The sequence below is a fragment of the Methylobacterium cerastii genome (genome assembly GCF_022179125.1).
GTDB classification, from domain to species: Bacteria; Pseudomonadota; Alphaproteobacteria; order Rhizobiales; family Beijerinckiaceae; genus Methylobacterium; species Methylobacterium cerastii.
In genome coordinates this window covers 38,981-63,096 of record NZ_BPQG01000056.1, presented here as the reverse complement: position 1 = coordinate 63,096, position 24,116 = coordinate 38,981, and the positions used below count along the sequence as shown (strand labels likewise).

The window sequence follows — 24,116 nt, the reverse complement described above, 5'->3', positions numbered from 1 at the left end:
TCACGTCGCCAAGAGGTTCGAACCGACCGCCGATGCCCGACGTCCATGCCGGCTCCTACAAGGAAGCGATCCTGTTCCTCGTCACCGCGGGCGTGGTGGTGCCTCTGTTCCATCGCCTGCGCATCAGCCCGGTGCTCGGCTTCATCGGCGCGGGCGCGCTGCTCGGGCCGTTCGGGCTCGGCCGGTTCTCGGACCAGTTCCACTGGGTCTCGCTGTTCACGATCGGCAACCGCACCGAGATCGCGCACCTGGCCGAGTTCGGCGTCATCTTCCTGATGTTCATGATCGGGGTCGAGCTGTCCTGGGAGCGGCTGCGCACCCTGCGGCGCCTGGTCTTCGGCCTCGGCTCGATCCAGGTGATCTGCTCGGCCTTGATCATCGGCTCGATCCTGTTCGGGCTGAAGGTGCCGCTGGCCGGCGCGGTGATCGTCGGCATCGCGCTGGCGCTCTCCTCCACCGCCGTGGTGCTGCCGGTGCTGGCCGAGCAGCGGCGGCTCAACACGCCGGCTGGGCGCGCGAGCTTCGCCGTCCTGCTGTTCCAGGACCTAGCCGTCGCGCCGGTCCTGTTCGCGATCGCGGTCTCGGGCCGCAGCGACGGCGCCGACATGGGCGGCGCGCTCGCCCTGGCGCTTGCGCAGGCCGCCATCGCCCTGGTGGTGATCGTGGTGGCCGGGCGGCTCGCCCTCCGGCCGCTGTTCCACCTGGTGGCGCGCACCAAGTCGGCCGAGCTATTCATGGCGGCCTGTCTCCTCGTCATCGTCGCCACGGCGCTGACGGCGGCGGCGTCCGGCCTGTCGATGACGCTCGGCGCCTTCGTGGCCGGGCTTCTGCTGGCCGAGACCGAGTACCGCCGGGCGATCGAGGCCACCATCGATCCGTTCAAAGGGCTCCTGCTCGGGGTGTTCTTCGTCTCGGTGGGGATGAACCTCGATCCGGCGCAGCTGCTGGCGGCCCCCGGCGCGATCCTCGGGCTCGCCTTCGCGCTGCTGTTCATCAAGGCCGCCGTCGTGGTGATGGCGGCGCCCGCCCTCAAACTCTCCCGCGCGGTCGCGTTCGAGACCGCGATGCTGCTCGGGCCGGGCGGCGAGTTCGCCTTCGTGCTGATCGGCGGGGCGATGGCCACCGGCCTCGTGCCGGAGCCGGTGGGCGGGGCGGCGTTGATCGTCACCACGGTGACCATGATCATGATCCCGGGGCTCGCCGCCCTGGGCCGGCGGATCGGCAAGCGGGCCTCGAAGCATCAGCAGGGCCGGGTGCGGGCCGACCCGCCGCCGGACAAGCAGCAGGACCGGGTCATCGTCGCCGGCTACGGCCGGGTCGGGCGACAGGTCGGCGAGATGCTCGCCCGCCACAAGATCCCCTACCTCGCCCTCGATGCGGACGCGGCCCGCGTCGCCGAGCAGCGCCGGCTCGGCAAGCCGGTCTACTTCGGCGATTCCTCCAACACCGAATTGCTCCGCCGGTGCGACATCGCCACCGCGCGGGCGCTGGTAGTGACCCTCGACAACCCGCACGCCGTCGAGGCTGTGGTGGTGGCCGCCCGCGCCGAGCGGGTGGACCTGACCATCGTCGCCCGAGCCCGCGACGCGAAGCACGCCACCGCGCTCTACGAGCTCGGCGTCGACGACGCGGTTCCGGAGACGATCGAGGCCTCGCTGCAGCTCTCGGAGGCGGTGCTGGTCGACGTCGGCGTGCCGATGGGTCTCGTCATCGCGTCGATCCACGAGCGCCGCGACGAGTACCGCGCCATGCTCAAGCGCAAGGAGACCGACACGCGGCCGGTGTTCCGGGCGCGGCGCACGGTCGGCAAGGCGCAGGAAGGGCCGCGGGAGGCCCCGCCCAAGGACGAGCCCGCGACCGTCGTGCGGCGGGCCTGAGCCCTCCGGGATCGCAGCAAGGGATCAGATCAGGGCCGGGGATCAAATCAGGTTCGGCATCGCCTCGCCGTGCCAGTCGCGGGCCTCGGCCTTCCGCGTCTTCACCGCGCGAGCCGGCTCGAACCCGTCCGCGAAGCTGCAGCGGTAGACGATCTCGTCGGGCGGTCCCAACCCCATCGTGAGCGGCACCATCACCGTGTCGCCGTTGAAGCGCCAGCCGCGGGCGCCCTTGTCCCAGTACAGCCAGACCGTGCCCGGATGCCCCTTCAAGGCGAATACCGCCGCCTTGCGCGAGATCGCCTGGACGGTGCGCGGCAAGTACATGCCCTTGTCGCGATAGGCGGCGCGGGCCGCCTCCGGTTGGCGATCCATGAAGGTGTTGCGCACGACTTGAATCATCGCGCCCGGCTTCCCGAGAAACCGCTTGAATTCGGACATGTTGCGTAGGATGACTGCCATCGCAGACCTCCCGATTCCGGACATGTGGACTCTTGTCACGCCCGGCTGGACTCGATGCATCCGAGATGGTCGATTCCCATGACTGTTTCAGTGACCGTGCGAGTCTGACTCGACCAGATATCAACAGGAATGCGGACTTGTGCCCAGGAATCCGCGCCTCTCGGTCCAAATCGTGCCGACCGGCATCCTCCGCCGGCGCTTGACCCGACTGCGCCTGCGGCGCGTTATCGGCCCATGCTGCTTCAGTTCTTCACCGCTCTGCGCGAGGCGCGCGTCCCCGTCTCGCTGCGCGAGTACCTGATCCTCCTCGGCGCGCTCGAGCGCGACCTCGCCGAAAAGCGGGTGGAGGAGTTCTACTTCCTCGCCCGTACCGCCCTGGTGAAGGACGAGGCCCACCTCGATCGGTTCGACCGGGTGTTCGGCTCGGTGTTCAAGGGGCTCGAAACCGTCGGCGAAGCGGTGGCGCCGACCGCGATCCCCGAGGAATGGCTGCGCAAGCTCGCCGAGAAGTACCTCACCGACGCCGAGAAGGCGGAGATGAAGGCGCTCGGCTGGGACAAGCTGTTCGAGACCCTGAAGCAGCGCCTTGCCGAGCAGAAGGAGCGCCACCAGGGCGGCTCGAAGTGGATCGGCACCGGCGGCACCTCGCCCTTCGGCGCCTACGGCTACAACCCGGAAGGCATCCGCATCGGCCAGGACGGCAACCGCAACTTCCGCGCGGTGAAGGTCTGGGACAAGCGCGAGTTCAAGGACCTCGACGACACCGTCGAGCTCGGCACCCGCACCATGCGGCTGGCGCTGCGGCGCCTCCGCCGCTTCGCGCGCACGGGCGCGGCCGAGGAACTCGACCTCGACGGCACGATCCGCGAGAGCGCGCGCCAAGGCTACATCGACGTGCGCCTGCGGCCGGAACGGCGCAATGCAGTAAAGGTTCTGCTCTTCCTCGACGTCGGAGGCTCGATGGATTGGCACGTGGAGCAGGTCGAGGAGCTATTCTCGGCGGCGCGCTCGGAGTTCAAGCATTTTGCGCACTTCTACTTCCACAACTGCCCCTACGAGGCGGTATGGACCGAGAACCGCCGCCGCCACGACGAGACGACGCCGCTCCTCGACGTGATCCGAACCTATCCGTCGGACTACCGCGTGGTGTTCGTCGGCGACGCCTCGATGAGCCCCTACGAGATCGCGGCGCCCGGCGGCTCGGTGGAGCACTGGAACGAGGAACCCGGCGCGGCCTGGGTCGAGCGGGTGCTCGCGCATTTCCCGAAGGCGGTGTGGCTCAATCCGGTGCCGACGCCGCAATGGGGCTACACGCAGTCGATCGGGATGATGCGGCGGCTGTTCTCCGACCGCATGTTCCCGTTGACCCTTGAAGGCCTCGACGGCGCGATGCGGGCGCTGCTGCGATGACCGCCCAGACCGCCGAGAGCACTTTCAAGCGAGGTGGTTTCCGGCTCGCGTGAAGACAATGCGACCCCGCAATGAGATAGAGCGTTTTCCGTGATCCAGGGATGACGGAAAACGCTCTATCCCTGGCGGGCCGGCGTCGTCACCGTGAGGCCGTCGAACTCAGGCTTGATGCGGATCTGGCAGGAGAGCCGCGAGGTCGCCTTCACGTCCGAGGCGAAGTCGAGCATGTCCTGCTCCATGTCCTCGGCCGGACCGACCGCCGCGGCCCAGTCGTCGGCCACGTAGACGTGGCAGGTGGCGCAGGCGCAAGCGCCGCCGCACTCCGCGTCGATCCCCGGCACGTTGTTGCGCAGCGCCGTCTCCATGACGGTGGCGCCGACGCTGCCCTCGACGGTCCTCGCCGTTCCGGCATGATCGACGTAGGTGATCTTGGGCATCCGTGACTCCGGGCTCGTGGATCGGGCGGGCAAGTGTCGGGCGGGCAGGTGTCCGGCGAGCGCTGGGCCTGCTTACGGGGCATGACGCGGATTGCAAGCACGGCGACGTCCGGGCACGCCTGAGCAAGCCCACGCGAGCGGTTTGTTGCTGCGGCCTTTGTTGCTGCGGCCTACGCGAAAACCTGCAGGGTGTTCCCGCACCGCACGCGCGCGACCGCTTTTGCCGCAGAGGGCGGCCGCTCAACCGATCTCGGCGAGGCATGCGGCGACGGCCGGTTCCAGGTCGGCCACCGCCGCGGCGGCGTCGCCGCCGCCGCGCAACGCCGTCTCGGCAGCCGAGCTGAGGTCGCGGACGTGGCTGGCGCCGACGGAGGCCGCGGAGCCCTTCAGGGTGTGGGCGAGGTCGGCGCGGTCCTGGGCCGGCAGCGCGGGGTCGGCCAAGCGCGGCAGGATGCGCCGGCACTGGTCGGCGAACAGGCCGAGAAGCTCGGCCGCGAGGTCGGCGTCGCCGAAGGTCTGCGCGGCGAGATGCGCGCGATCGATGGTCTCCATGCTCGACGCCTTCTACCTGCCCATCCACATGCCCTATTACCTGCCCATCGACCTGTACCTCCCCTTCTACCGATCCCTCTTGCCTTTCTAGCTTGCCTGTCTGGTTTGCCCGCGTCCCTGCTGTCCACAGGGCAGGCGGCAAAGCGGTCGCCACCGGATCGTCCTTGCGGCATCATGGTTTGGCGGCCCGTCCGCATGGGCCGCCCCGCCTTGGTAACCATTCCGTTAAGGATTTCCGGCGCCGACGCGCCGGTCGGGTATCCCGAGGGGGCGACGGGGTCTAAATTGACTTGGTAAACGGGTAGTTGTGTCTCCGCCTCCGGCTTTCGCCGGCGGTCGCGGGATCGCGTAACGAGGCGTTGCATGGCCACCGAGAAGAAGCTGAAGGACCCGGCCGAGGCGGCGCTCTCTGCGATCGAGCAGGCGCTGAACCTCGAGGTCCTGACGCCCGAGGCCGAGGCCCGCGCGGAGCCGCGCCTGCCCGACGTCGGCGACGGCGACCCGCTGCAGGAGCAGGCCGGCCGCCTGAGCCCGCCCCGCCTCGACCTCGATCCGCCGCTCGCCTCCGACGTGCCGCCGCCCGGCCGCGAGCGCGCCCACCGCGAGGGCGGCCTGCTGCCGCCCGACCGCTCCCTCGTGGCCAACGACGACCGCCGCAACATCGGCATCCTGCAGCAGACGCTCCGGGTCCGCCCGGCCCGCACCCCCTACATCCTCGCCGCGCTCGCGGCCTTCGTCTGGGTGAACGGCCTCGCGCTGCTCGCCTGGAACCAGTCCGGCGGCGACCTGCGCGGGTTCCTCACGGGCCTCACCGCGCTGCAGGCGACCGTCGGCGCGGCCGCGCTTGTCGGGCCGGTGGTGCTGTTCCTGATCACCGGCATGCTGGCCGTGCGCGCGCAGGAGATGCGCCTCGTGGCGCGCGCCGTCGGCGAGGTCGCGATCCGCCTGGCCGAGCCCGAAAGCTTCTCCACCGACGCCGTGCTGACGATGTCGCAGACCGTGCGCCGCGAAGTCGCCGCCGTCGGCGACGGCGTCGAGCGGGCGCTCGCCCGGGCCGGCGAGCTCGAGACCCTGGTGCGCGGCGAGATCGCGACCCTGGAGCGGGCCTACTCCGACAACGAGATCCGGATCCGCTCGCTCGTCGACGAGCTGGTCGCGCAGCGCGAAAGCATCGTCGCCAACGCCGAGCGGGTGCGCGGCGCGATCACCGGCTCGCACCAGAGCCTGACGCAGGAGCTGGAGGGCGCGGCCGAGCGCATCGTCACGGCGATGACCGGAGCCGGCGAGCGCGTCACCGGGGCGCTGGACGCGCGCGGCGACGCGATCACGGCGTCGCTGGGCGAGGCGGGCGACCGTGTGGTCGGCGTGATGTCGGGGCGCGGCGACGAGCTGATCGCGCGGCTCGCCGCCACCAGCGAGGGCGTGCGCGGCTCGATCGCCGAGGTAGGCGAGACGCTGACCCGTTCGTTCGAGACCCGGGCCGCCGACGTGACCCGCGTGTTCGAGAGCACCGGCGGCGCGCTCACCGAGCGGCTGGCCGAGAACGCCAGCCAGGTCGCGCGCTCGCTCGCCGAGACCGGCGCCGGCGTGATCGACGCCCTCGACCGCCAGGGCGCCACCGTGCGCGAAAGCTTCGAGCGCTCGGCGGGAAGCCTGGAGACCACCTTCCTCAGCCGCGGCGACGCGTTGGCCGAGCGCTTCACCCAGACCGGCGGCGAGATCACCGCCCGCTTCGCCGAGACCGGCGACGCCCTGCGCGCGCATTTCGCGGCGACCGGCACCGCCCTGTCCGACGACATCGCCGGACGCGGCGCAGCCCTCCGCACCGAGATCGAGACCGCCGGCGACGGCGTCGCCGCGTCGATCGAGGCCCGCGGCCGCGACGCCCAGGCCGGGCTCGCGCTCGCCGCAGCCGGGGTGATCGAGACCTTCACCACCCGCGCGACCACGGTTCGCGACGACCTCGTCGGCACCGCCGAGCGCATCGCGGAGACCGTCACCGCCGGCGGCGGTGTCGTCGCCGACCGCATCGAGGCGATCGCCGGGCGCCTGCACGAGACCATCACGCTCCACGGCGGCGCCCTCGAGACCCGCCTCGACGCGGCCGGCGAGCGCGCCGGCAGCCTCGTGGCTTTGCGCTCGCAGGAGGCGGCCTCCAGCCTGGAGGCCGCCTTCGCCAGCCTCGGCGACACCTTCGCCCACGGTGCCTCGGGTGCGACCGGGTCCCTGCGCGAGACCATCGCGACCCTGTCGGCCGAGATCGTGGCGCGCACCGCCGAGGCCGTCGACAGCTTCCGCCGCTCGGCCGAGGAGACCACGGTCTCGATCGGCGCCACCGGAGCCGAGGCGGCGCAGGCGATGCGTCGCTCCGCCGCCGGCGCCACCGGCGAGTTGGAAGCCCGCACCGTCGAGGCCGTGCAGATCTTCGAGCGGCGCCTCGCCGACACCGCCGCCGACCTCGCTGCCCGCAGCGCCGAAGCCGCGGAGGCGATCACCCTCGCCGCCTCGACCGCGCACGGGGCGACCGCCGCCCAGACCGCAGAGATGGCCGCCCGCGTCTCCGCCGCCATGGACGCCCTGCGCGCCACCTCGGGCGAGGTGACGAGCGCCGTCGAGACCCACATGAACGGCCTGCTCGGCCGGATCGGCGCCGCCTCCGAGGAGGCCGGCGGCCAGCTTGGCGGACGCGCCGAGGCGGCGATCGAAGCCCTGCGCACCGCGATGGGCACGCTCAACGCCGAGTTCTCGACCCGTTCGAACGAGACCACCGGCGCCATCGCCCGCGCGGCCGAGCAGGTCGCCGAGGAGCTGTCGGCCCGGATGCGCACGATCGAGGCGGCCTTCGGCGAACACGGCCGCGGCGTCACCGACCTGCTCGCCAGCCATGCCGAGGAGACCCAGGCGCGGATCGCCGGAACCGGGCGCGACATCGTGCTCGCCGTGGCGACCCAGGGCGCGCGCGTCGCCGACGCCCTGCACCAGAGCGGCGCCAGCTTCGGCGAGACCGCCGACGTGCGGGTGAAGGCGATCGACGAGACGATCGGCAACCGCCTCGCCGCCCTCCACGACATCATCGCCCGCGGCGACATCCTCGCCGACAAGATCTCCCGCGACACCTCCACGCTGGGCGAGACCATGGGCGGCAGCCTCGCCGAGATGGACCGGCTCATCTCCGTCCGGGGCCAGGCCTTCGCCGAGACCATCGTCGAGCGCACCCGCGACGCGCGGGACGCCGTCGAGACGCATCTCGGCGCCCTGGAAGACCGCTCCGCCAAGCGTTCGGCCGAGATCGGAGAGACCTTCGCCAACCTCGTGAGCCACATCGACGGCCATCTCGGCACCCGCGCGACGGCGCTGAACGAGGCCCTGATCGGCCGCACCGGCGAAATGGCGCGGATCATGGCCGAGGGCAGCCGCGACCTCGTCGAGGCGCTGGACGGCCGTGCCGCGGGCCTGGGCCAGGACATCGCGTCCCGTGCCGCCGCCCTCAGCGACGCCCTCGCCGAGCGCAGCGAGGAGATGGCGCGCCGCCTCGACGAGGGGGCCGGACGCTTCGACACCGGCGTGCTCGGCCGCCTGGAAGCGATCGGCGCGGCGCTGGAGGAGCGCAGCCGCCTGGTCGACGAGCGCTTCGGTGCCCAGGCCTTCGAGGCGATCCGCCTGATCGAAAGCCGCACCCGCGCGATCGACGAGGAACTCGGCGGCCGCACCCGCGAGCTCGTCGCGACCATCGAGAGCCGCACCAGCGGGATCGACGCCGCGATGGCGGCGCGCGTCGCCGACCTCACCCGCGCCATTGAGGAGCGGACCGGCGGCATCGACGCCGCCCTCGCCGGGCGCGTCCAGGAACTCGTCGCGCTGATCGAGGAGCGCGCCACCAGCGCCGACGCGGCGCTGGCCACCCAGACCGAAGCGGTGCGGCGCGCCTTCGCCGAGCGTTCGGACCTGCTCGGCCACCTCATCGACGAGCGCACCGCCGCGATGTCGAGCGAGCTCGACGAGAAGGGCCGCATGGTGTTCGGCGCCATCGGCGGCCGCATCACCGAGCTGGCCCGCCTGTTCGACCGCGGCGGCACCTCGCTCGGCGAGGTCATCGATCAGCGCGGCGAGAGCGTGCTGGCGAAGCTCCAGCAGACCATCGCGGACGCGGAGCGCATGCTCGGCGACGGCGAGGGCCGACTCGGGCGCACGCTGGCGTCCCGCACCTCGGACATCAGCGGCCTGCTCGACGAGGGCGTGCGCACCGTCCACGACCTGCTCGACGCCCGCACCAACCAGATCCGCGTCCTGCTCGATGAGCACGCCACCACCCTGTCGTCGAGCCTCGACGGCCGCATGGGACCGCTCCACGACGCCCTCGACAACCGCGGCCGCGAGCTGGTCGAGACCATCGCGGCGACGCTCGGCCACGCCACCACCACGCTGGACGACCGCACCCAGGCGATGGGCAGCCTGTTCGACGAGCGCCTGGATGCGCTGGCGAACCTCGTCGACGGCCGGGGCACGCAGTTCGCCAAGACGGTGGACGCGCGGGCACAAATGCTGCGCGCCCTGTTCGAGCAGGCGCACGCCGCCCTCGACGCCGTGGTCGAAGGCCGCGGCGACGACCTCGCCACCGCCGTCGACGCCCGCGTCGCCGCCCTGCGCGCGGTGTTCGACGAAGCGCCGGCTGCGCTGGTGCAGCTCGTCGAGGCGCGCCAGCAACAGCTCACGCAGACGCTGGACGACCGCACGGCCGCCCTGCGCGACGTCTTCTCGGAGGCCCACGCGGCCCTCGACGGGCTGGTCGAGAACCGCGGCAGGCAGCTCGCCACCACCGTCGACGCCGGCGTCGTCGCCCTGCGCGCGGTGTTGGACGAGGCGCCGGCCGCTTTGGTGCAGCTCGTCGAGGCGCGCCAGCAACAGCTCACCCAGACGCTGGACGACCGCACGGCCGCCCTGCGCGACGCCTTCTCCGAGGCCCACGAAGCCCTCGACGGGATGGTCGAGAGCCGTGGCCGGCAGCTCGCCGAGACCGTGGATACCCGTACGCAGACCCTGCGCACCCTGTTCGACGAGAGCGGCCACGCCCTCGGCAACGCCGTCGAAGATCGCGCCGAGCATTTCTCCCGCACGGTCGCGGCTCGCATGGAGGGCCTGCGCGCCCTGCTCGACGAGGCGACCGGCACGATCGAGCACCTGTTGGAGAACCGCACCACGGCGCTCGGCGGCGACGTCGAGGCCCGCACCCGGGCGATCACCGCGGCGTTCGACGCCCGCATGGCCGACCTCGCCGACCTGCTGCAGACCCGGACCGAGGCCTTCGCCAAGACCGTCGAGGCGCAGGGCACGGCCCTGACCGTGAGCGTCGACGGCCGCAGCGAGGCCTTCACCCAGCGCATCGACAGCCGGATGAAGACCTTCGCCACCCTGGTGGCCTCGCGCGGCGATGCGATCGCCACGGCGTTCGACGACCGCCACGACGCCTTCGCCGGCCTCGTCGAGGAGCGCATGGCTTCCCTGGTGGCGGCCCTCGACCAGCGCGCCCGCGACCACGCGGCGCTCACCGACGGCCACAGCGCGATGCTGGGCACCACCCTCGACGAACGCAACGCCGCGATGGCGGCCCTGCTCGACGAGCGGACCGAGGCCCTGTCCGCAGGCTTCGAGCGCCGCGCCGTCGCGCTCGGCAGCCTGGTCGACGCGCGTGGCGAAGCCCTGGCGCGCCGCCTGGCGCAGAGCGCCGAGACGATCGTGCGCGGCATCGAGGAGGGCGGCGAAGCCCTGGTCGAGCGCGTCGACGGCACCGGCCGCTCGGTCACGGACACGATGAAGGGCCATATCGAGCGCCTGCGCGCGGTCATCGACGGGCCGGTGCTGCAGCTCTCCGGCGCCCTGGCCGAGCGCGGCACAGCGATCGAGCGGGCGTTGGCCGAGACCGGGCAGCCGCTGATCGAGGCGCTGCGCGAGCGCACCGAGGCGCTCACCGCCCAGTCGCGGGAATCCGCCGAGGCGTTGCGCGCCGCGGTCGAGAACGGGGCCGCCCGCTCCATCGCCGGCCTGTCGGAGGTCAACGAGCGCCTGCGGCGCGACCTCGGCGGCGTGGTCGCCCGGATCGAGGGGGCGAACGCCGCGCTCAAGGATCTGCTGGTCGGCGCCAACGCCAACCTCGGCGCGGTCGAGGGCGAGCTCGCCGAGCGCGTCCACCAGATCCAGTCGGCGCTGCAGGACGTGGCGACGCAGACCGGGACGGCGAGCGAAGGCGTCTCGGCTCAGGTCGAGGCCCTGCGCGGCGTCGCCGAGGGTGCCGTGCGCGAGGCCACGAACCTCGCCGAAGCCCTCGACGGGCGCAGCCGTGCGCTCGCCGAGCAGTCGCGCACCCACGTCTCCGAACTCGGCCGCGCGGCCGGCTCGCTCGAAGGCGTCGAGAACCGGCTCGCCGCCAGCCTGTCGGGCCGCGGGGAAGCGGTCGAGACGGCTCTGGCCGGCCTGCAGGAGCGCTCGGTCGCGCTGGAGAGCCGGACCGCGGCCTTCGCCGAGGGCATCGAGCGCGCACTACGCGCCGCCGAGGAGCGGGCGCGCGCCGTCGGCGAGAGCCTGACCCAGTCGGCCGAGGCCGCCGGCACCCGCGTCGCCGGGGCCTTCGAAGGCCTGCGGACCGATGCCGGCACGGAGGGCGAGAAGACCACCGAGGCCGTCCGCGTCGCCATCGCCGCCGCCTCGGCCGAGATGCGCACCGTCTTCGCGGAGGCGCAGGCCCGCTTCGGCGAGTCGGTCGCCGGCATGCGCGAGATGGCCGGGGCGATCCGGACCGAGCTCGACGCCACCCGCGCCGACCTCGCCCGCGGCGTGCTGGAATTGCCGCAGGAGACCCAGGACGCCGCCGGCGAGATGCGCCGGGTGGTCTCGGACCAGATCAAGGCGCTGAACGAGCTCTCGGCCCTCGTCGCCCGCTCCAACCGCGCGGTCGACGTGGTCCAGCCGCAGGCGAACGAGCAGCGGCGGACGGCGGAAGCGGGCGCGCGTTCGGCGCCTGCCGCCCGCACCGCCCCGGCGCAGCCCGCGCCCGCCGCGACGGCGCCAACCAAGGCGACCGTGACGGCCGCCCCCGCACAACCCGCGCCGACGACCGCCGCCCCGCGGCCGGCGACGCCGGCCCGGACCGAGACCGCAGCCACCCGCCCCGCCACCCCCGTCCGGCCCGCATCCGGCCAGGCGTCGGGCGACAAGCGCGGCTGGCTGTCCGACCTGCTGACGCGCGCCTCCCTCGACGACGAGGACGAGGCGGGCGTCACCGAGAGCCCCGCCCCGGCGGCGTCGAAGGCCGCGGTCGAGACCGGCCGCATCGCCCTGGAGACGATCTCGGCCGACATCGCGCGGATGATCGACCACCGCACCGCGGTGGACCTGTGGGAGCGCTACCGCCGCGGCGAGCCGAACCTGTTCGACATCAAGATCTACACGCCGCAGGGCAAGCAGACCTTCCTGGAGATGCAGCGCCGCTACCGGGCCGACGCGGAGTTCCGCCGCACCGTCGATCGCTACGTCAGCGAGTTCGAGCGCCTGCTCGGCGACGTGGCCCGCAACGACAAGGACGCGGCCCGCGCCGACGCCTACCTCACCTCCGAGACGGGCAAGGTCTACACGATGCTCGCCCACGCGAGCGGACGGTTCGAGGGGGCCTGACGGCTCCACGCGGGATCGGACGACGAGAAGGGGGCGCCTCCATCGGGGGCGCCCCCTTCTTCTTGGGCAAGATTGATCGGCCAGGCCGTCGGATCAGAGCAGGCCGAGGCCGACGAGTTCGCGACGGAGGGCTTCCGGCATCGCCGCGAGGTCGCCGGCCGCGCCCTCGCCGAGGTCGGCCGGCGCGTCGCCCTGGGTCAGGTAGCGCCAGCCCTGGAACGGGCGGTAGGGGCGCGGCGCGACCGCGACGATCGCCGGATCGAGCACCAGGCGACAGCGGCCGATGCCGTCGTCGCCGGTGGAGGGCTCGATCGCTGCGACCGCTTGCCGGCAGCTCAGCGTGCCCTTGATCACCCAGTAGATCGAGCCGCGACCGGCGATCTCGCTCCGGCGCTTGGGCACCATCCGCGTGGTGTGGACCGGCGCGGGTGCGAGGCCGAGCCGCAGCGCCTCGTCGCGGAACCGCGCCTGGCGCGCCGCAAGCTCCTCGATCGAGGCCGGGCCGACGCAGAGCTTGAGCAGGTGAAGGGCCACGGTCTCGTCGGTCTCTCGCAGGCGCGGGGCGATGCGAGAGAGCGTGTAACGCGGATCGTCGCAGCGGGTGCGCGGCCCTTCGTCCCGGTCCGCGGGAGCGCGGCCGGGTCACCCCTCGGTCATGGCCTCGACCATGCCACCCGGATCGTTCACGAACTGCCGCATGATCCTGAAGTGCTCGGTGTCCTGCAGCGCCACCGGCTCGAGCCCGTGTCGGGTCATCCGCAGCAGCCCCGCCCCCGGATGGGCCATGATGATCGGCGAATGCGTCACGATCACCACCTGGGTCCGGCCGCCCGCCTCCATCCGCTTCAGGAGCTTGAGGAAGTCGAACTGCCGGGTCGGCGAGAGGGCGGATTCGGGCTCGTCGAAGATGAAGAGGCCGGGTCGCGCGCAGCGCTCCTTGAAGAACCGGATGAAGCCCTCGCCGTGCGAATGGGACAGGAAGTCCGCCGACGGGCTGCCGACCTCGTCGAGGTAGCGGGCCACGGAGAAGAAGCTCTCCGCCCGGAAGAACCAGCCGCCGCCGACCTTCGGCAGCCAACTCGCCTTGAGCGACCGCGCCAGGCTTCCGCCGCCGGTCTCGGCGGCGCGGGCGTTGTCGACGGCCCGGTAGCCCGGGCCGCCCCCGCTCTCGTCGAAGCCGGCGAGCACCGCGATGCCTTCCAGCAGCGTGGATTTGCCGACCCCGTTCTCCCCGGCGACGATGGTGACCGGGCGGTCGAACGCCAGCTCGAACCCGCCCTCCCGGAACAGCGGAAGGCAGAACGGATAGGCGTCGCGGTCGTGGGTCGCGTCGTCGGGAATCCAGACCCGCCTCAGGTACGGCGGCGGCAACGTCTTGACCTGGTATCTCGCCAACGCCCCGGCCCCGCTGCTCCGACTCGCAGCCGACAGATGGCGCGATCGCGCCGGAGCGTGCAACGGCCGCGCCGCGTGTCGTGCGCGATTTCCTATCGCAGGACCAAGTGCCGTCCTCGCGAAGCCTGCCTCAGCAGAACAGGGCCAGCTTCTCCTCGACGCTGAGGGCGTCGATCTCGGCGAAACTCATCGCGCGCTCAGTGGCCGGAGGCGACACGGCGTCCGGCTCGGGTGAAGCGTCTTCGGAGGGATCCGCTTCAGGCTCGGGCGCCAGCTCCGCCTCCGGCTCGTGGTCCGTTTCCGGCTCCGGCTCCGGCTCCGGGTCCTGCTCAGGCTCGGCGACGACCTCCTTCGAGGCGATCTGCGCCTCGAAATCCTCGGCCCAGTCGAGCGCGACGTCGGCATCGGGCTCTTGGAACGGCTCGGGCTCCCCGAGGGCTTCGAGCATCGCCGGCTCTTCAGGAACCTCAAGCTCTTCGGGCTCGGGGGCCGAGGGCAGGAACACGATGTCGTCGTGGAGCGGCACCGCCCCCGGCTCGATCGCGCGGAGCGCCGCATGCGCGGCGGCGATCGTCGCCGGCGCGTCGGTGCCGAGGTAGCGGTCGACGTCGCTCTGGTCGAGATCGGCCGGCCGCGATTCCATCGAGGGGCGGTAGGTCGCGTCGCCCGGCCCCGGCGGGACCGGGTCGCCGGCGTCTCCCCAGATCGCCATCATCGCGTTCAGGCGCTCCTCGAGGTAGCGCAGCGTGTGGACGATCCGGCCGGTGCGCTGCGCCGTGAGGTCCTGGAACGAGCAGGCGGTGTAGATCTGCGTCGCGTAGCGGTCGAGGGCGTCGCAGGCCGCCGCGTCGATGCCGTTCTCGCGCAGCGACCACGCGCTCTCCTGCACCTGCTCGGCGGCGGCCAGGATGTCGGTGGTCGCCCGCTCGGTCGCCTGGACGATCGCGTCCAGGGCTTCCGACGCGATGCTGAGCCGGGTCTGGTCGTGGCCGGGATCGGTGATCGCCGCGATCTCGGCCTTGGTCCGGCCGATCGCGTTCGCCATCTCCATGATGTCGCCGCGGAAATGGCTGACCGCGTCCGGGCCGCGCCCGTCCGTGACCGCGGATTCGAGCCGCGCGATCGCATCGAGCAGCACGTTGGTGTCGGCGCTGCGGTTGCGGCTGGCGAACTCGGCGAGGAACCAGCGCCCGCGGGCGCTGCCGCTCATGGTCGCCTCGATGGCCTCGTACTCGGTCGGCTCGAAGGCCGTCAGCGAGTGGGAACCGGACATGGTACGCGTCCTTGCGGGCGATGGCCGCGTGCGGTGGGGCTCGACATGGCTCCGGAACGACACTGGCGAGCGCACAATTTGACAGGATCGATTTAACGGCGGCTTACGGACGCCGCCTCCGCCCCGTCCACGCCGATCGATCGAGACCCTTGGCCGCGTCACCGCCCCTCGAGCCCAGCCGTATCCGCCTGTCGCTCCTCTATGCGGTGGTGTTCGTCGAGATCGGCATCGCGATGCCGTTCATGCCGGTCTGGCTCGCCGCGCTCGGCCTCGACGCGTCGGTGATCGGGCTGCTGCTCGCGCTGCCGATCGCGACGCGCATCGTCGCCACGGCGCCGTTGATGAGCCTGATCGACCGGGGCGTCGGTGCGCGGGCGCTGCTGCTGGCGGGAAGCCTCGCGCTGGCAGGGACCTACGCGCTGATGCCGGCCGGCGCCGGGATCGGCTGGGCGGCGCTGGCGCTCCTCGTCGTCCTCAATGCGGTCGCCGGCGCGCCGCTCGTGCCGAGCATCGACTACCTCACCCTCGCCGCGATCCGCCGCCGGCCTCAGCTCGATTACGCGCGGATCCGCATGTCCGGCTCGGTGGCGTTCCTGCTGGCCAACCTCGCCGGGGGCGCGTTGCTGACGGCGATGGGCGAGACCCTCGCGGTGCCGCTGCTGCTCACCGGGCTCGCGCTGATCGCCAGCGCCGTCGCGTTCACGAGCCGGTCGGTCGCCGCGCCTGCCCCGGAACACGCGGAGGGAATGCGCCCGCGCCTGCCGCCGCGCCTGAAGCTCTGCATCGCCGCCGCCGCCGCGATCCAGGCGAGCCATGCGGCGATCTACGCCTTCGGCAGCATCCACTGGACGGCGCACGGCTTCTCGACGGCCACCGTCGGCGCGCTCTGGGGCGTCGGGGTCGCCGCCGAGATCGTCCTGTTCGCCTGCGTCGCGCGCCTGCCCGCACGCTGGCGCACGCCGTTCCGCTATCTCGCGTTGGGGGGCGGGGCTGCCCTCGTGCGCGCGCTCGGGATGTATGCGCTCGGCGACAGCCTGGCCGCCCTGGTCGGGCTCCAGGCGCTGCACGGCCTGACCTTCGGCGCGACGCAGCTCGGGGCGATGGCCGCCGTCTCCGCCTTCGCCCCGGACGGCGCCCGCGGCCGGGCGCAGGGCACGCTCAGTGCCGCGAACGCCACCGCGGCGGCGGGCGCCACGCTGCTCAGCGGCTTCGCCTACCGGGCCGGGGGGCCCCTCGCCTTCCTGGCGATGGCGCCGCTCGCGGTCGCGGGCCTCGCCCTGACGGCGGCGGCCGCGCGCCGGACGACGCCCTCAACCGCACAAGTCTCGGTTGCGGTGCGGTACGATACGGACCGTCAACCCTAATCTGGACATATCGCCGGCGCAGACCGGCGCCGAACAGGGACACAGGCTTCGTGCAGGCCACCGCCACCACGCCGACCCGCCGGCCCGACCGGCAGCCCGCCGGCGCGACCATCGCGCCGGGCGACGGCCGCGTCGCGCTGGACGGTCGCTGGACCGCCGACCAGGGCGGCGCCGTCGAGACCGCCGCCGCACGCATCGCCACCGAGGCCAGGGTGCGCCCGGTGGTCGTCGACCTCGGCGACGTCGCCCGCCTCGACACCCTCGGCGCCTGGGTGCTGGAGCGGACCCGCGGCGAGATCGAGGCCGCCGGCGGTCACCTGACCTATGCCGGCGTGCGGCCCGAGCACCGCATCCTGCTCGGCGAGATGCAGCTGCGCGATCCGGAGCCCGCCAGCCCCGTCCGCCAGGGCCGCGTGGTCGCTTTGCTCGACGGCCTCGGCCGTCGCGTCGTGCGCGGCGGGCACGACCTCGTCACCGGGCTCGCCTTCCTCGGCGAGGTCATCGCCGCCTGCCTGCGGGTGGCCTCGCGCCCTTCGAGCTTCCGCGGCCGCGCCTTCGTCAACCAGATCGAGCAGGTCGCCTTCCGCGGCGTGCCGATCATCTTCCTGATCTCGTTCCTCGTCGGCGGCATCGTCGCGCAGCAGGGCATCTTCCAGCTCCAGCGCTTCGGGGCGGCGGCCTTCGTCGTCAACCTGATCGGCCTGCTGATCCTGCGCGAACTCGGCGTGCTGCTCACCTCGATCATGGTGGCCGGGCGCTCCGGCTCGGCCTTCACCGCCGAGATCGGCTCGATGCGGATGCGCGAGGAGGTCGACGCCCTCCGCGTCATGGGGCTCGACCCGATCGAGATCCTGATCGTGCCGCGCATCCTCGCCCTCGTGGTCGGCCTGCCGATGCTGACGCTGATCGCGGCGCTCGCGGCGCTGACCGGCGGCGGCCTCACCGCGATGGCCTATGGCGGCCTCACCCTGGAGCAGTTCCTCGCCCGGTTGCAGGCCGCGGTCGGCGTCCACCACGTCCTCGTCGGGCTGATCAAGGCGCCGTTCATGGCGCTGATCATCGGCATCATCGCCACGATCGAGGGGTTCGCCGTGGAAGGCTCGGCCGAATCGCTCGGGCGCCACGTCACCGCCTCGGTGGTCAAATCCATCTTCATGGTCATCGTCCTCGACGGATTGTTCGCGGTCTTCTTCGCCGCGATCGATTTCTGACGAGTCCGTGCGAAACCCAGGTTCCATGCCCGAGACGAACGAGCCCGAAGCGATCATCCGCGTCCGCGACCTCGTCGTGGGCTTTCGCGACCGCACCATCCTGAAGGGCCTGAACCTCGACATCCGCCGCGGCGAGATCCTGGGCTTCGTCGGCCCCTCGGGCCAGGGCAAGTCTGTGCTGACCCGCACTATCCTCGGGCTCGTGGCCAAGCGGTCCGGCACCATCGAGGTGTTCGGGCAGGACATGGACGGCCTCACCATCGCCGAGCGCCGCGGCGTCGAGCAGCGCTGGGGCGTGCTGTTCCAGCAGGGCGCGCTGTTCTCCGCGCTCACCGTGAAGCAGAACATCCAGATGCCGATGCGCGAGCACCTGAACCTGTCCGAGCGCCTGCTCGACGAGTTCGCGCGCCTGAAGATCGAGATGGTCGGCCTGAAGCCGGACGCGGCCGACAAGCTGCCCTCGGAGCTGTCGGGCGGCATGATCAAGCGCGCGGCGCTCGCCCGCTCGCTGGCGCTGGACCCCGAGATCCTGTTCCTCGACGAGCCGACCTCCGGCCTCGACCCGATCGGCGCGGGCGAGTTCGACGAGCTGGTCGCGACCCTGAAGCAGACGCTCGGCCTCACCGTCTTCATGGTGACGCACGACCTCGACAGCCTCTACACCGCGTGCGACCGCATCGCGGCGCTCGGCGACGGGCAGATCATCGCCGCCGGCACGATCGACGAGATGCTGGCGCACGACCATCCGTGGCTGCGCTCGTACTTCCACGGCAAGCGCGCCCGCGCGATCGTGCCGCCGGCGCCTGCGCAGATTGGAGAGCCGGCCCATGCGTGAGCGTAAGCACCGGGTGCGTGCGTCGGCGCACAGCAAGGGTGCGCCCGCGCACCGCGTGAATGCCACAGCTTGGCGGAAGGCCTGACCGATGGAGACCCGCGCGAACTTCGCCCTCATCGGCGCCTTCACCCTCGGGGTGATCCTCGTCGGCTTCGGCTTCGTGCTGTGGCTGTCGGGCGGCTCGTCGCGCCAGGTGAGCCAGGCGGTGCGCATCGTGTTCTCGGGCAGCGTCGGCGGCCTGTCGCGCGGATCGAGCGTCACCTTCAACGGCATCAAGGTCGGCGAGGTGACGGACGTTCACCTGCTGCCGCAGGACCCGCGCCGGGTCATCGCCGAGATCAAGGTGGCGCCCACCACCCCCTTGCGCGCCGACACCCGCGCCCGCCTCGATTCGGCGATGCTCACCGGCGTCTCGGTGATCGCGCTGAACGGCGGCAACGCCGACGCCCCGGCGCTCGCGGCCGGCAGCAATGGCGAGATGCCAACGATCTTCGCCGACTCGTCCGACATCCAGGACATGATGGCCGCCGCCAAGCAGATCGCGCAGCGGGCCGACGACGTGCTCCAGCGCCTCGACAAGGTGGTCGCCGGCAACGAGGGCGCGATCACCCGCACGCTCGCCAACGTCGAGAGCTTCTCGAAGACCCTGGCCGAGGCCGGCCCGGCCGTCTCGAGCCTCGTCAAGGCGGTGGACGGGACCAAGCTCAACCGCGTGATCGACAACACCGACCGGTTCTCTTCGGCGCTCGCCACGTCGAGCCCCGACATCGAGGCCGGCCTGCACGACGCCCGCTCGCTCGCCGCCAAGCTCAACGCGTCAGCCGACAAGATCGACGCGGTGCTGAAGGGCGCCGAGGGCTTCCTCGGCTCCGCCTCGGGCGAGGCCGGCGCCAGCACCTTCACGCAGGTGCGCGAGGCCGCGATCTCGGTGCGCGACGCCGGCAAGGCGTTCCGCACCCTGTCCGAGAACCTCGACAAGCGCACGGCCAACATCGCCACGAGCTTCGGGCGGCTGAGCGGCACCGGCCGCCGCGAGGTCGAGGCCCTGTCCACCGACGGGCAGCGCACCCTCAACACCCTGAACCGCACGGTCCGCACCCTGGAGCGGGACCCGTCGCAGGTGATCTTCGGCGGCAAGCCGACGTTGCCGGAATACAACGGTGGCCGCTGAACGCGCCGGTTTCCGGGTCGATGTGCCCCGGCGCACGGCACGTTTGCCGCGCTCGCGTAGTTTGAACGGCACAGCTTCATCCGATCCCGGCCGTGCGGCCGGGATCGTTCAGGTATCGCGTATGCTCCGCCCCGTAACCGGTCTGGCGCTCGCCGCCGCGCTCGTCGCCCCGATGCTGGGCGGCTGCGGCGGCGGCGCGGCGCCGTTGACCTTCGACCTCATGGCGCTCCCCGCGACCGGCCGCCCGGCCGCGACCGCGCGCGCGATCGTGGTCGCCGAGCCCGTGGGCATCCAGCCGTTCGAGGCGGACCGCATCATCGTGCGCGAGGCCGGCGGCTCGCTCGCCTTCCTCGGCGGCGGCCAATGGGCCGACCGCCTGCCGCGGCTGATCCAGACCCGGATCATCCAGAGCCTGGAGAATGCCGGCCGCATGCGCTCGGTCTCGCGCCCCGGCGACAAGGTGGTGTCCGACTACCAGCTGATCTCGGAGATCCGCGCCTTCGACATCGCCGCCGGCACCGGCGAGGCGGTGGTGGACATCTCGGCCAAGCTGATCGCGGACGGCACCGGCAAGGTCGTCGCGGCGCGGATCTTCACGGCCCGCGTGCCGGTCGCCGCGGTCGATGCCGGCAACGGCGCCCGCGCCCTCGACCAGGCGCTCGGCACCGTGCTCGCGGACATGGTGCGGTGGGTGAACGGCGGGCGCTAGAGCATTTTCCGTGATCTCCGGATCACGGAAAATGCTCTAACCTACTGTGTGGTCGCATTTTCTTCACGCGAGCCGGCATCCACCTCGCTTGAAAATGCTCTAAGCGCTTAAGCCGCTCACTCCATCACCGCCGCCTTCATGATCACCACCATGGTCGCGCGCCCCGGCACGTCGCCGGTGCAGCGCACCGCGTGCTGGCGGTCGCAGCGATAGCGCAGGGTCTCGCCAGCCCGCGCGCGCTGGACGACGCCGCCGATCTCGACCTCGAAGCAGCCCTCCGAGACCGAAAGCGATTCCACTGAGCCGCGCTGGTGCGGATCGGAATCGAGCACTCCGCCGGGGTCGGCGGAGACCTCGTACCATTGCAGCCACTCGATGGTCTTGACCCAGCCGATGATCGCGAGGCGCACCTTGCCGTCCTCGGAGACGAGGATCGGCGTGTCGGCCCGCGAGGACTTCTCGATGAAGGGCTCTTCATCGTTGGCCGCCAGCACCCGCTCGATCGAGACGTCGAGCGCCTGCGACAGGCGCCAGATCGTCGCCAGCGTCGGATTGGTCTCGTTGCGCTCGATCTGGCTGATGATCGACTTGGCGACGCCGGATTGCTCGGCCAGCTCGGACAGCGAGAGGTTGTAGGCCTTGCGCAGGCGCTGGATCGTCTTGCCGAGCTGCCCCGACAGCACGGCCGCCCCGTTCAGCATGTCCCGGCCCCGACCCGGCCGTTCCGCCTGTTCCTGCATCGCCGCAGCCATCCGCGCTTCGCCATTGCGTTCCGTTTATCGGAACGATCGTGCGCTACTACAAACGCAATCGCCCGGCGGATGCAAGGCGGCGCGTGTGGATGGGACGGCGTCTCTGCCGTGCGTTCAGGCCCAGACCGCGAAGAAATGGTGCACCGGCCCATGCCCGGCGCCGATCGCGAGCCGGTCTGCGGCAGCGATCGCGTCGCTAACGTAGGCCTTGGCGGCGCGCACCGCCTGTTCGAGGGTCATCCCCTTGGCGAGGCCGGCGGCGACGGCCGCCGACAGGGTGCACCCGGTGCCGTGGGTGTTGCGGGTCGGGTGGCGGGTTCCAGAGAAGCGCCGCACGAGCCCGTCGGCGGTGAGCAGGTGGTCGACGCTCTCGTCGCCCTCGGCGTGGCCGCCCTTGATCAGCACGCCGCGGGCGCCCGCCGCGACGAGGCGCCGGGCCTGCGCCGCCGCGCCGTTCTCGTCCACGGCCGCCGGCTCGTCGAGGAGGCTCGCCGCCTCCGGCAGGTTCGGGGTGACGAGGTCGGCGAGCGGCATCAGGCGGTTGCGGAGCAACATGACCGCATCGTCCGAGATCAGCCGGTCGCCGCTGGTGGCGACCATCACCGGATCGAGCACCACGGGGATGCGCTTGGGGATCGCGTAGCGCTCGAGTGCTGCCGCGACGGCCTCGATGACCGCCGGCTGCGACAGCATCCCGATCTTCACGGCGGTGACGGCGAGGTCGGTGAAGACGCTCTCGATCTGCGCGGCGACGAAGCCGGCCGGCACGTCGTGGATGCCCTGGACGCCGAGGGTGTTCTGCGCGGTCAGCGCGGTGATCGCGCTGGCGCCGTAGACGCCGAGCGCCGAGAAGGTCTTGAGGTCGGCCTGGATTCCGGCACCGCCGCCCGAATCCGATCCTGCGATGGTCAGCGCGATCGGCGTCATCGGATGGTTCCCCGCTCGGCGAGCGCCGCGTCGACCCGCGCCCGCAGGTCGCGCGCCCTCCCCTCCACCGCCTCGGCCCCGAACAGGGCCGAGATCACCGCGATCCCGTCGGCGCCGGCGGCGATCACCGCGGCGGCGTTGCTCGCATCGATGCCGGCGATCGCGCCGACCGGCACCGCGCCGCCGCGGGCGAGCCTGGCGCGGAATGCGATCCGCGCGAACCCGTCGAGGCCGACGGGCGGGTCCGGGTTGTCCTTGCTCGCGGTGGCGAAGACGCCGCCGATGCAGGCGTAGTCCACCGGCAGGCGGTAGAGCTCGTCGGCCTGCGCGCCGGTCTTCAGGGTCAGGCCGACGATCGCCCCCTCGCCGAGCAGCCGGCGCGCGTCGGCCGGGTGCAGGTCCGACTGGCCGAGATGCACGCCCTCGCAACCGGCGGCCAGCGCGAGGTCGACCCGGTCGTTGACCAGCAGCGGCGCGCGGCCGGCGAGCGCGGCGTGGATCGCGCGGATGCGGGCGAGTGCGGCGCGCGCGTCGGCGATGTCCTTCTCGCGATACTGGAACAGGGTGCAGCCGCCGGAGACTGCAGCCGCCGCCATCTCGGCGAGCCGCCGCCCGTCGCCGCCGCAGACGCCGACGTCGAGCAGGCCGTAAAGCCGCAGGTCGACCTTGGGACCCGCCGCGCGGCCGGTGGTCGCGTTCCCGAGGCTGCCGCCCGCCTGCATCGCCCACCTCCCCGAAAGCTTCGTGGAGCGACAGGGATGCCGGCTCGCGTGAAGACCTCGAGGCATGTCTGGCCATCGCGCCGACGCTTAGCAAGCGCTTTCGAGAGCCCACGGGATCGCGCCGTCCCCGCCCGATCGTGCCCGCCGCGTTGACGGCGGACGCGGGTTTGCGGCTAAAGCAACGGCGGGCCGCAGCGCGGCCGCATCACGGGCATTCGGCCGGCTTCGGACGGAGTTGCGATGGGCAGGGCGACGGGACAGACGATGTCGGCGGACTCGCGCGCGGGCGGCACGGTGCCCAGCCCCTCCTCCGTCGGGCTCGCCGCCGCGATCATCGCCGCCACCGAGGGCGAGCCGCGGGCGCTGACCGTCCACGTGCCAGACCAGGCCCCGGGGCGCGGCGACGGGCTGCCGGCCGGGCCGCTGGTCTCGGAGCACGCCACCCTCGAGCGGGGCCTGCGCGCCTGGGTCGAGCGCCAGACGCACCAGCGCCTCGGCTACGTCGAGCAGCTCTACACCTTCGGCGACCGCGACCGGCAGGCCGACGCCAAGGGGGACAGCACGTCCGGCGTCCACACCCTGTCGGTGGCCTACCTCGCGCTGGTGCGCGAGGAGCGCCCGGCGGGCCTCGCCGAGGCGGCGTGGCGCAACTGGTATCGCTACCTGCCCTACGAGGATTTCCGGAAGGGGCGCCCGCCCGAGCTCGACGCGATCGAGGCCGAGCTCCTGGCCTGGGCCGGCGCGCCAGCCGACGCCAAGCTGCGGCGCTCGCGGGCCGACCGCCTCGGCCTCACCTTCGGCCTCAACGGCGCGACCTGGAACGAGGAACGCGTGCTGGAGCGCTACGAGCTGCTGTTCGAGGCCGGGCTGATCCCGGAGGCCGCCGGCAACGCCGGCCCCGCCCGCCCCGGCGACCCCACCGGCGTGCCGATGGCCTTCGACCACCGCCGGGTGCTCGCCACCGCGATCGGGCGCCTGCGCGGCAAGATCAAGTATCGCCCGGTGGTGTTCGAGCTGATGCCGCCGCACTTCACGCTGCTGCAGCTCCAGCGCACCGTCGAGGCGTTGTCGGGTGCGCAGCTCCACAAGCAGAACTTCCGCCGCCTGGTGGCGCAGCAGGGGCTGGTGGAGGAGACCGAGGGCGTCACCAGCGGCACCGCCGGCCGTCCTGCGCGGCTCGTGCGCTTCCGCCGCGAAGTGCTGCTCGAACGCCCCGCGCCCGGGCTGCGCCTGACGCCGTCGCGGCGCGCCCAGTAGCGCCAAGTCACGCCATGGATGGCCGACACCAATCCTGGTCCTTAGCCGACGTTGTATTCTTGAATGTTGCTTTCCGGCAACGCTGGATCGGCGTGAATAT

Annotated in this window: 18 protein-coding genes; 9 read left to right on the top strand and 9 right to left on the bottom strand. The window is 72.3% G+C overall.

Annotation, left to right across the window (positions count from 1 at the left end; all coding sequences use genetic code 11):
- Nucleotides 1-32: 32 nt before the first annotated feature.
- Nucleotides 33-1,877: a cation:proton antiporter domain-containing protein gene (locus MFF13_RS18915; RefSeq protein ID WP_238272710.1), complete on the top strand. Its 1,845-nt coding sequence runs from the start codon at nucleotides 33-35 to the stop codon at nucleotides 1,875-1,877.
- 42 nt (nucleotides 1,878-1,919) lie between these two features.
- Here MFF13_RS18915 and MFF13_RS18910 read toward each other — a convergent pair whose 3' ends face one another.
- Nucleotides 1,920-2,336: a hypothetical protein gene (locus tag MFF13_RS18910; protein ID WP_147830803.1), complete on the bottom strand. Its 417-nt coding sequence runs from the start codon at nucleotides 2,334-2,336 to the stop codon at nucleotides 1,920-1,922.
- A 234-nt stretch (nucleotides 2,337-2,570) separates the two neighbouring features.
- Between MFF13_RS18910 and MFF13_RS18905 the strand changes: the two genes are divergently transcribed.
- Nucleotides 2,571-3,746 (top strand): vWA domain-containing protein, encoded by a 1,176-nt coding sequence (locus MFF13_RS18905; RefSeq protein WP_238272709.1) that lies wholly within the window; start codon nucleotides 2,571-2,573, stop codon nucleotides 3,744-3,746.
- Nucleotides 3,747-3,862: 116 nt separating this feature from the next.
- On the opposite strand, the gene MFF13_RS18900 is transcribed toward MFF13_RS18905, so the two are convergent.
- Both MFF13_RS18900 and MFF13_RS18895 read right to left on the bottom strand, forming a co-directional pair.
- Nucleotides 3,863-4,183 carry a 2Fe-2S iron-sulfur cluster-binding protein gene (locus MFF13_RS18900; protein WP_147753564.1) on the bottom strand — a complete coding sequence of 107 codons (321 nt, stop codon included), beginning with the start codon at nucleotides 4,181-4,183 and terminating at the stop codon, nucleotides 3,863-3,865.
- A 240-nt stretch (nucleotides 4,184-4,423) separates the two neighbouring features.
- Entirely contained in the window at nucleotides 4,424-4,735 is a 312-nt protein-coding gene (locus MFF13_RS18895; RefSeq protein ID WP_147830808.1) for an Hpt domain-containing protein, read from the bottom strand.
- Between the two features lie 363 nt (nucleotides 4,736-5,098).
- On the opposite strand from MFF13_RS18895, the gene MFF13_RS18890 reads away from it, so the two are divergent.
- Nucleotides 5,099-12,400 (top strand): apolipoprotein A-IV repeat region-like domain-containing protein, encoded by a 7,302-nt coding sequence (locus tag MFF13_RS18890; RefSeq protein ID WP_238272708.1) that lies wholly within the window; start codon nucleotides 5,099-5,101, stop codon nucleotides 12,398-12,400.
- Between the two features lie 93 nt (nucleotides 12,401-12,493).
- Here MFF13_RS18890 and MFF13_RS18885 read toward each other — a convergent pair whose 3' ends face one another.
- From MFF13_RS18885 to MFF13_RS18875, 3 genes are all read right to left on the bottom strand, one after another.
- Nucleotides 12,494-12,934 (bottom strand): DUF1489 family protein, encoded by a 441-nt coding sequence (locus MFF13_RS18885; RefSeq protein WP_147765041.1) that lies wholly within the window; start codon nucleotides 12,932-12,934, stop codon nucleotides 12,494-12,496.
- A gap of 108 nt (nucleotides 12,935-13,042) precedes the next feature.
- Nucleotides 13,043-13,795: an AAA family ATPase gene (locus tag MFF13_RS18880; protein ID WP_238272707.1), complete on the bottom strand. Its 753-nt coding sequence runs from the start codon at nucleotides 13,793-13,795 to the stop codon at nucleotides 13,043-13,045.
- Nucleotides 13,796-13,925: 130 nt separating this feature from the next.
- Nucleotides 13,926-15,068, bottom strand: a complete 1,143-nt coding sequence (locus MFF13_RS18875; RefSeq protein WP_147831587.1) for a hypothetical protein — start codon at nucleotides 15,066-15,068, stop codon at nucleotides 13,926-13,928.
- Between the two features lie 149 nt (nucleotides 15,069-15,217).
- Here MFF13_RS18875 and MFF13_RS18870 point away from each other — a divergent pair, with 149 nt between their 5' ends.
- The 5 genes from MFF13_RS18870 to MFF13_RS18850 all read left to right on the top strand — a co-directional run bounded on the left by MFF13_RS18870 (nucleotide 15,218) and on the right by MFF13_RS18850 (nucleotide 20,358).
- Nucleotides 15,218-16,432, top strand: a complete 1,215-nt coding sequence (locus MFF13_RS18870; RefSeq protein WP_238272706.1) for an MFS transporter — start codon at nucleotides 15,218-15,220, stop codon at nucleotides 16,430-16,432.
- Nucleotides 16,433-16,482: 50 nt separating this feature from the next.
- The gene (locus MFF13_RS18865) at nucleotides 16,483-17,643 is read left to right on the top strand and encodes an ABC transporter permease (RefSeq protein WP_147765037.1); all 1,161 of its coding nucleotides are present in this window, start codon (nucleotides 16,483-16,485) and stop codon (nucleotides 17,641-17,643) included.
- 25 nt (nucleotides 17,644-17,668) lie between these two features.
- Nucleotides 17,669-18,478 (top strand): ABC transporter ATP-binding protein, encoded by an 810-nt coding sequence (locus tag MFF13_RS18860; protein WP_187273759.1) that lies wholly within the window; start codon nucleotides 17,669-17,671, stop codon nucleotides 18,476-18,478.
- 88 nt (nucleotides 18,479-18,566) lie between these two features.
- Complete coding sequence (locus MFF13_RS18855; protein ID WP_147753466.1) at nucleotides 18,567-19,649, top strand: MlaD family protein; 1,083 nt, start codon at nucleotides 18,567-18,569, stop codon at nucleotides 19,647-19,649.
- A 121-nt stretch (nucleotides 19,650-19,770) separates the two neighbouring features.
- The gene (locus MFF13_RS18850) at nucleotides 19,771-20,358 is read left to right on the top strand and encodes an ABC-type transport auxiliary lipoprotein family protein (protein ID WP_147765036.1); all 588 of its coding nucleotides are present in this window, start codon (nucleotides 19,771-19,773) and stop codon (nucleotides 20,356-20,358) included.
- 116 nt (nucleotides 20,359-20,474) lie between these two features.
- On the opposite strand, the gene MFF13_RS18845 is transcribed toward MFF13_RS18850, so the two are convergent.
- The 3 genes from MFF13_RS18845 to thiE form a co-directional block, all read right to left on the bottom strand.
- Nucleotides 20,475-21,098 carry a helix-turn-helix domain-containing protein gene (locus MFF13_RS18845; protein ID WP_147765043.1) on the bottom strand — a complete coding sequence of 208 codons (624 nt, stop codon included), beginning with the start codon at nucleotides 21,096-21,098 and terminating at the stop codon, nucleotides 20,475-20,477.
- 126 nt (nucleotides 21,099-21,224) lie between these two features.
- Nucleotides 21,225-22,037, bottom strand: coding sequence for a bifunctional hydroxymethylpyrimidine kinase/phosphomethylpyrimidine kinase (gene thiD, locus MFF13_RS18840; protein ID WP_147765035.1), 813 nt, complete (start codon nucleotides 22,035-22,037; stop codon nucleotides 21,225-21,227).
- Complete coding sequence (gene thiE / locus MFF13_RS18835; RefSeq protein ID WP_147765034.1) at nucleotides 22,034-22,759, bottom strand: thiamine phosphate synthase; 726 nt, start codon at nucleotides 22,757-22,759, stop codon at nucleotides 22,034-22,036. The genes thiD and thiE overlap by 4 nt, the downstream gene beginning before the upstream one ends.
- Nucleotides 22,760-23,023: 264 nt before the next feature.
- Here thiE and MFF13_RS18830 point away from each other — a divergent pair, with 264 nt between their 5' ends.
- Nucleotides 23,024-24,016, top strand: coding sequence for an NUDIX hydrolase (locus tag MFF13_RS18830; protein ID WP_147753461.1), 993 nt, complete (start codon nucleotides 23,024-23,026; stop codon nucleotides 24,014-24,016).
- Nucleotides 24,017-24,116: the final 100 nt, after the last annotated feature.

Excerpts from the sequence above, each read along its gene's own strand:
- MFF13_RS18895 (WP_147830808.1), bottom strand. The coding sequence starts at position 4,735 with ATGGAGACCATCGATCGCGCGCATCTCGCCGCGCAGACCTTCGGCGAC.
- MFF13_RS18905 (WP_238272709.1), top strand. The coding sequence starts at position 2,571 with ATGCTGCTTCAGTTCTTCACCGCTCTGCGCGAGGCGCGCGTCCCCGTC.
- MFF13_RS18910 (WP_147830803.1), bottom strand. The coding sequence starts at position 2,336 with ATGGCAGTCATCCTACGCAACATGTCCGAATTCAAGCGGTTTCTCGGG.
- thiD (WP_147765035.1), bottom strand. The coding sequence starts at position 22,037 with ATGACGCCGATCGCGCTGACCATCGCAGGATCGGATTCGGGCGGCGGT.
- MFF13_RS18915 (WP_238272710.1), top strand. The coding sequence starts at position 33 with ATGCCCGACGTCCATGCCGGCTCCTACAAGGAAGCGATCCTGTTCCTC.
- MFF13_RS18860 (WP_187273759.1), top strand. The coding sequence starts at position 17,669 with ATGCCCGAGACGAACGAGCCCGAAGCGATCATCCGCGTCCGCGACCTC.
- MFF13_RS18900 (WP_147753564.1), bottom strand. The coding sequence starts at position 4,183 with ATGCCCAAGATCACCTACGTCGATCATGCCGGAACGGCGAGGACCGTC.
- thiE (WP_147765034.1), bottom strand. The coding sequence starts at position 22,759 with ATGCAGGCGGGCGGCAGCCTCGGGAACGCGACCACCGGCCGCGCGGCG.
- MFF13_RS18890 (WP_238272708.1), top strand. The coding sequence starts at position 5,099 with ATGGCCACCGAGAAGAAGCTGAAGGACCCGGCCGAGGCGGCGCTCTCT.
- MFF13_RS18845 (WP_147765043.1), bottom strand. The coding sequence starts at position 21,098 with ATGCAGGAACAGGCGGAACGGCCGGGTCGGGGCCGGGACATGCTGAAC.
- MFF13_RS18830 (WP_147753461.1), top strand. The coding sequence starts at position 23,024 with ATGTCGGCGGACTCGCGCGCGGGCGGCACGGTGCCCAGCCCCTCCTCC.
- MFF13_RS18855 (WP_147753466.1), top strand. The coding sequence starts at position 18,567 with ATGGAGACCCGCGCGAACTTCGCCCTCATCGGCGCCTTCACCCTCGGG.
- MFF13_RS18850 (WP_147765036.1), top strand. The coding sequence starts at position 19,771 with ATGCTCCGCCCCGTAACCGGTCTGGCGCTCGCCGCCGCGCTCGTCGCC.
- MFF13_RS18875 (WP_147831587.1), bottom strand. The coding sequence starts at position 15,068 with ATGTCCGGTTCCCACTCGCTGACGGCCTTCGAGCCGACCGAGTACGAG.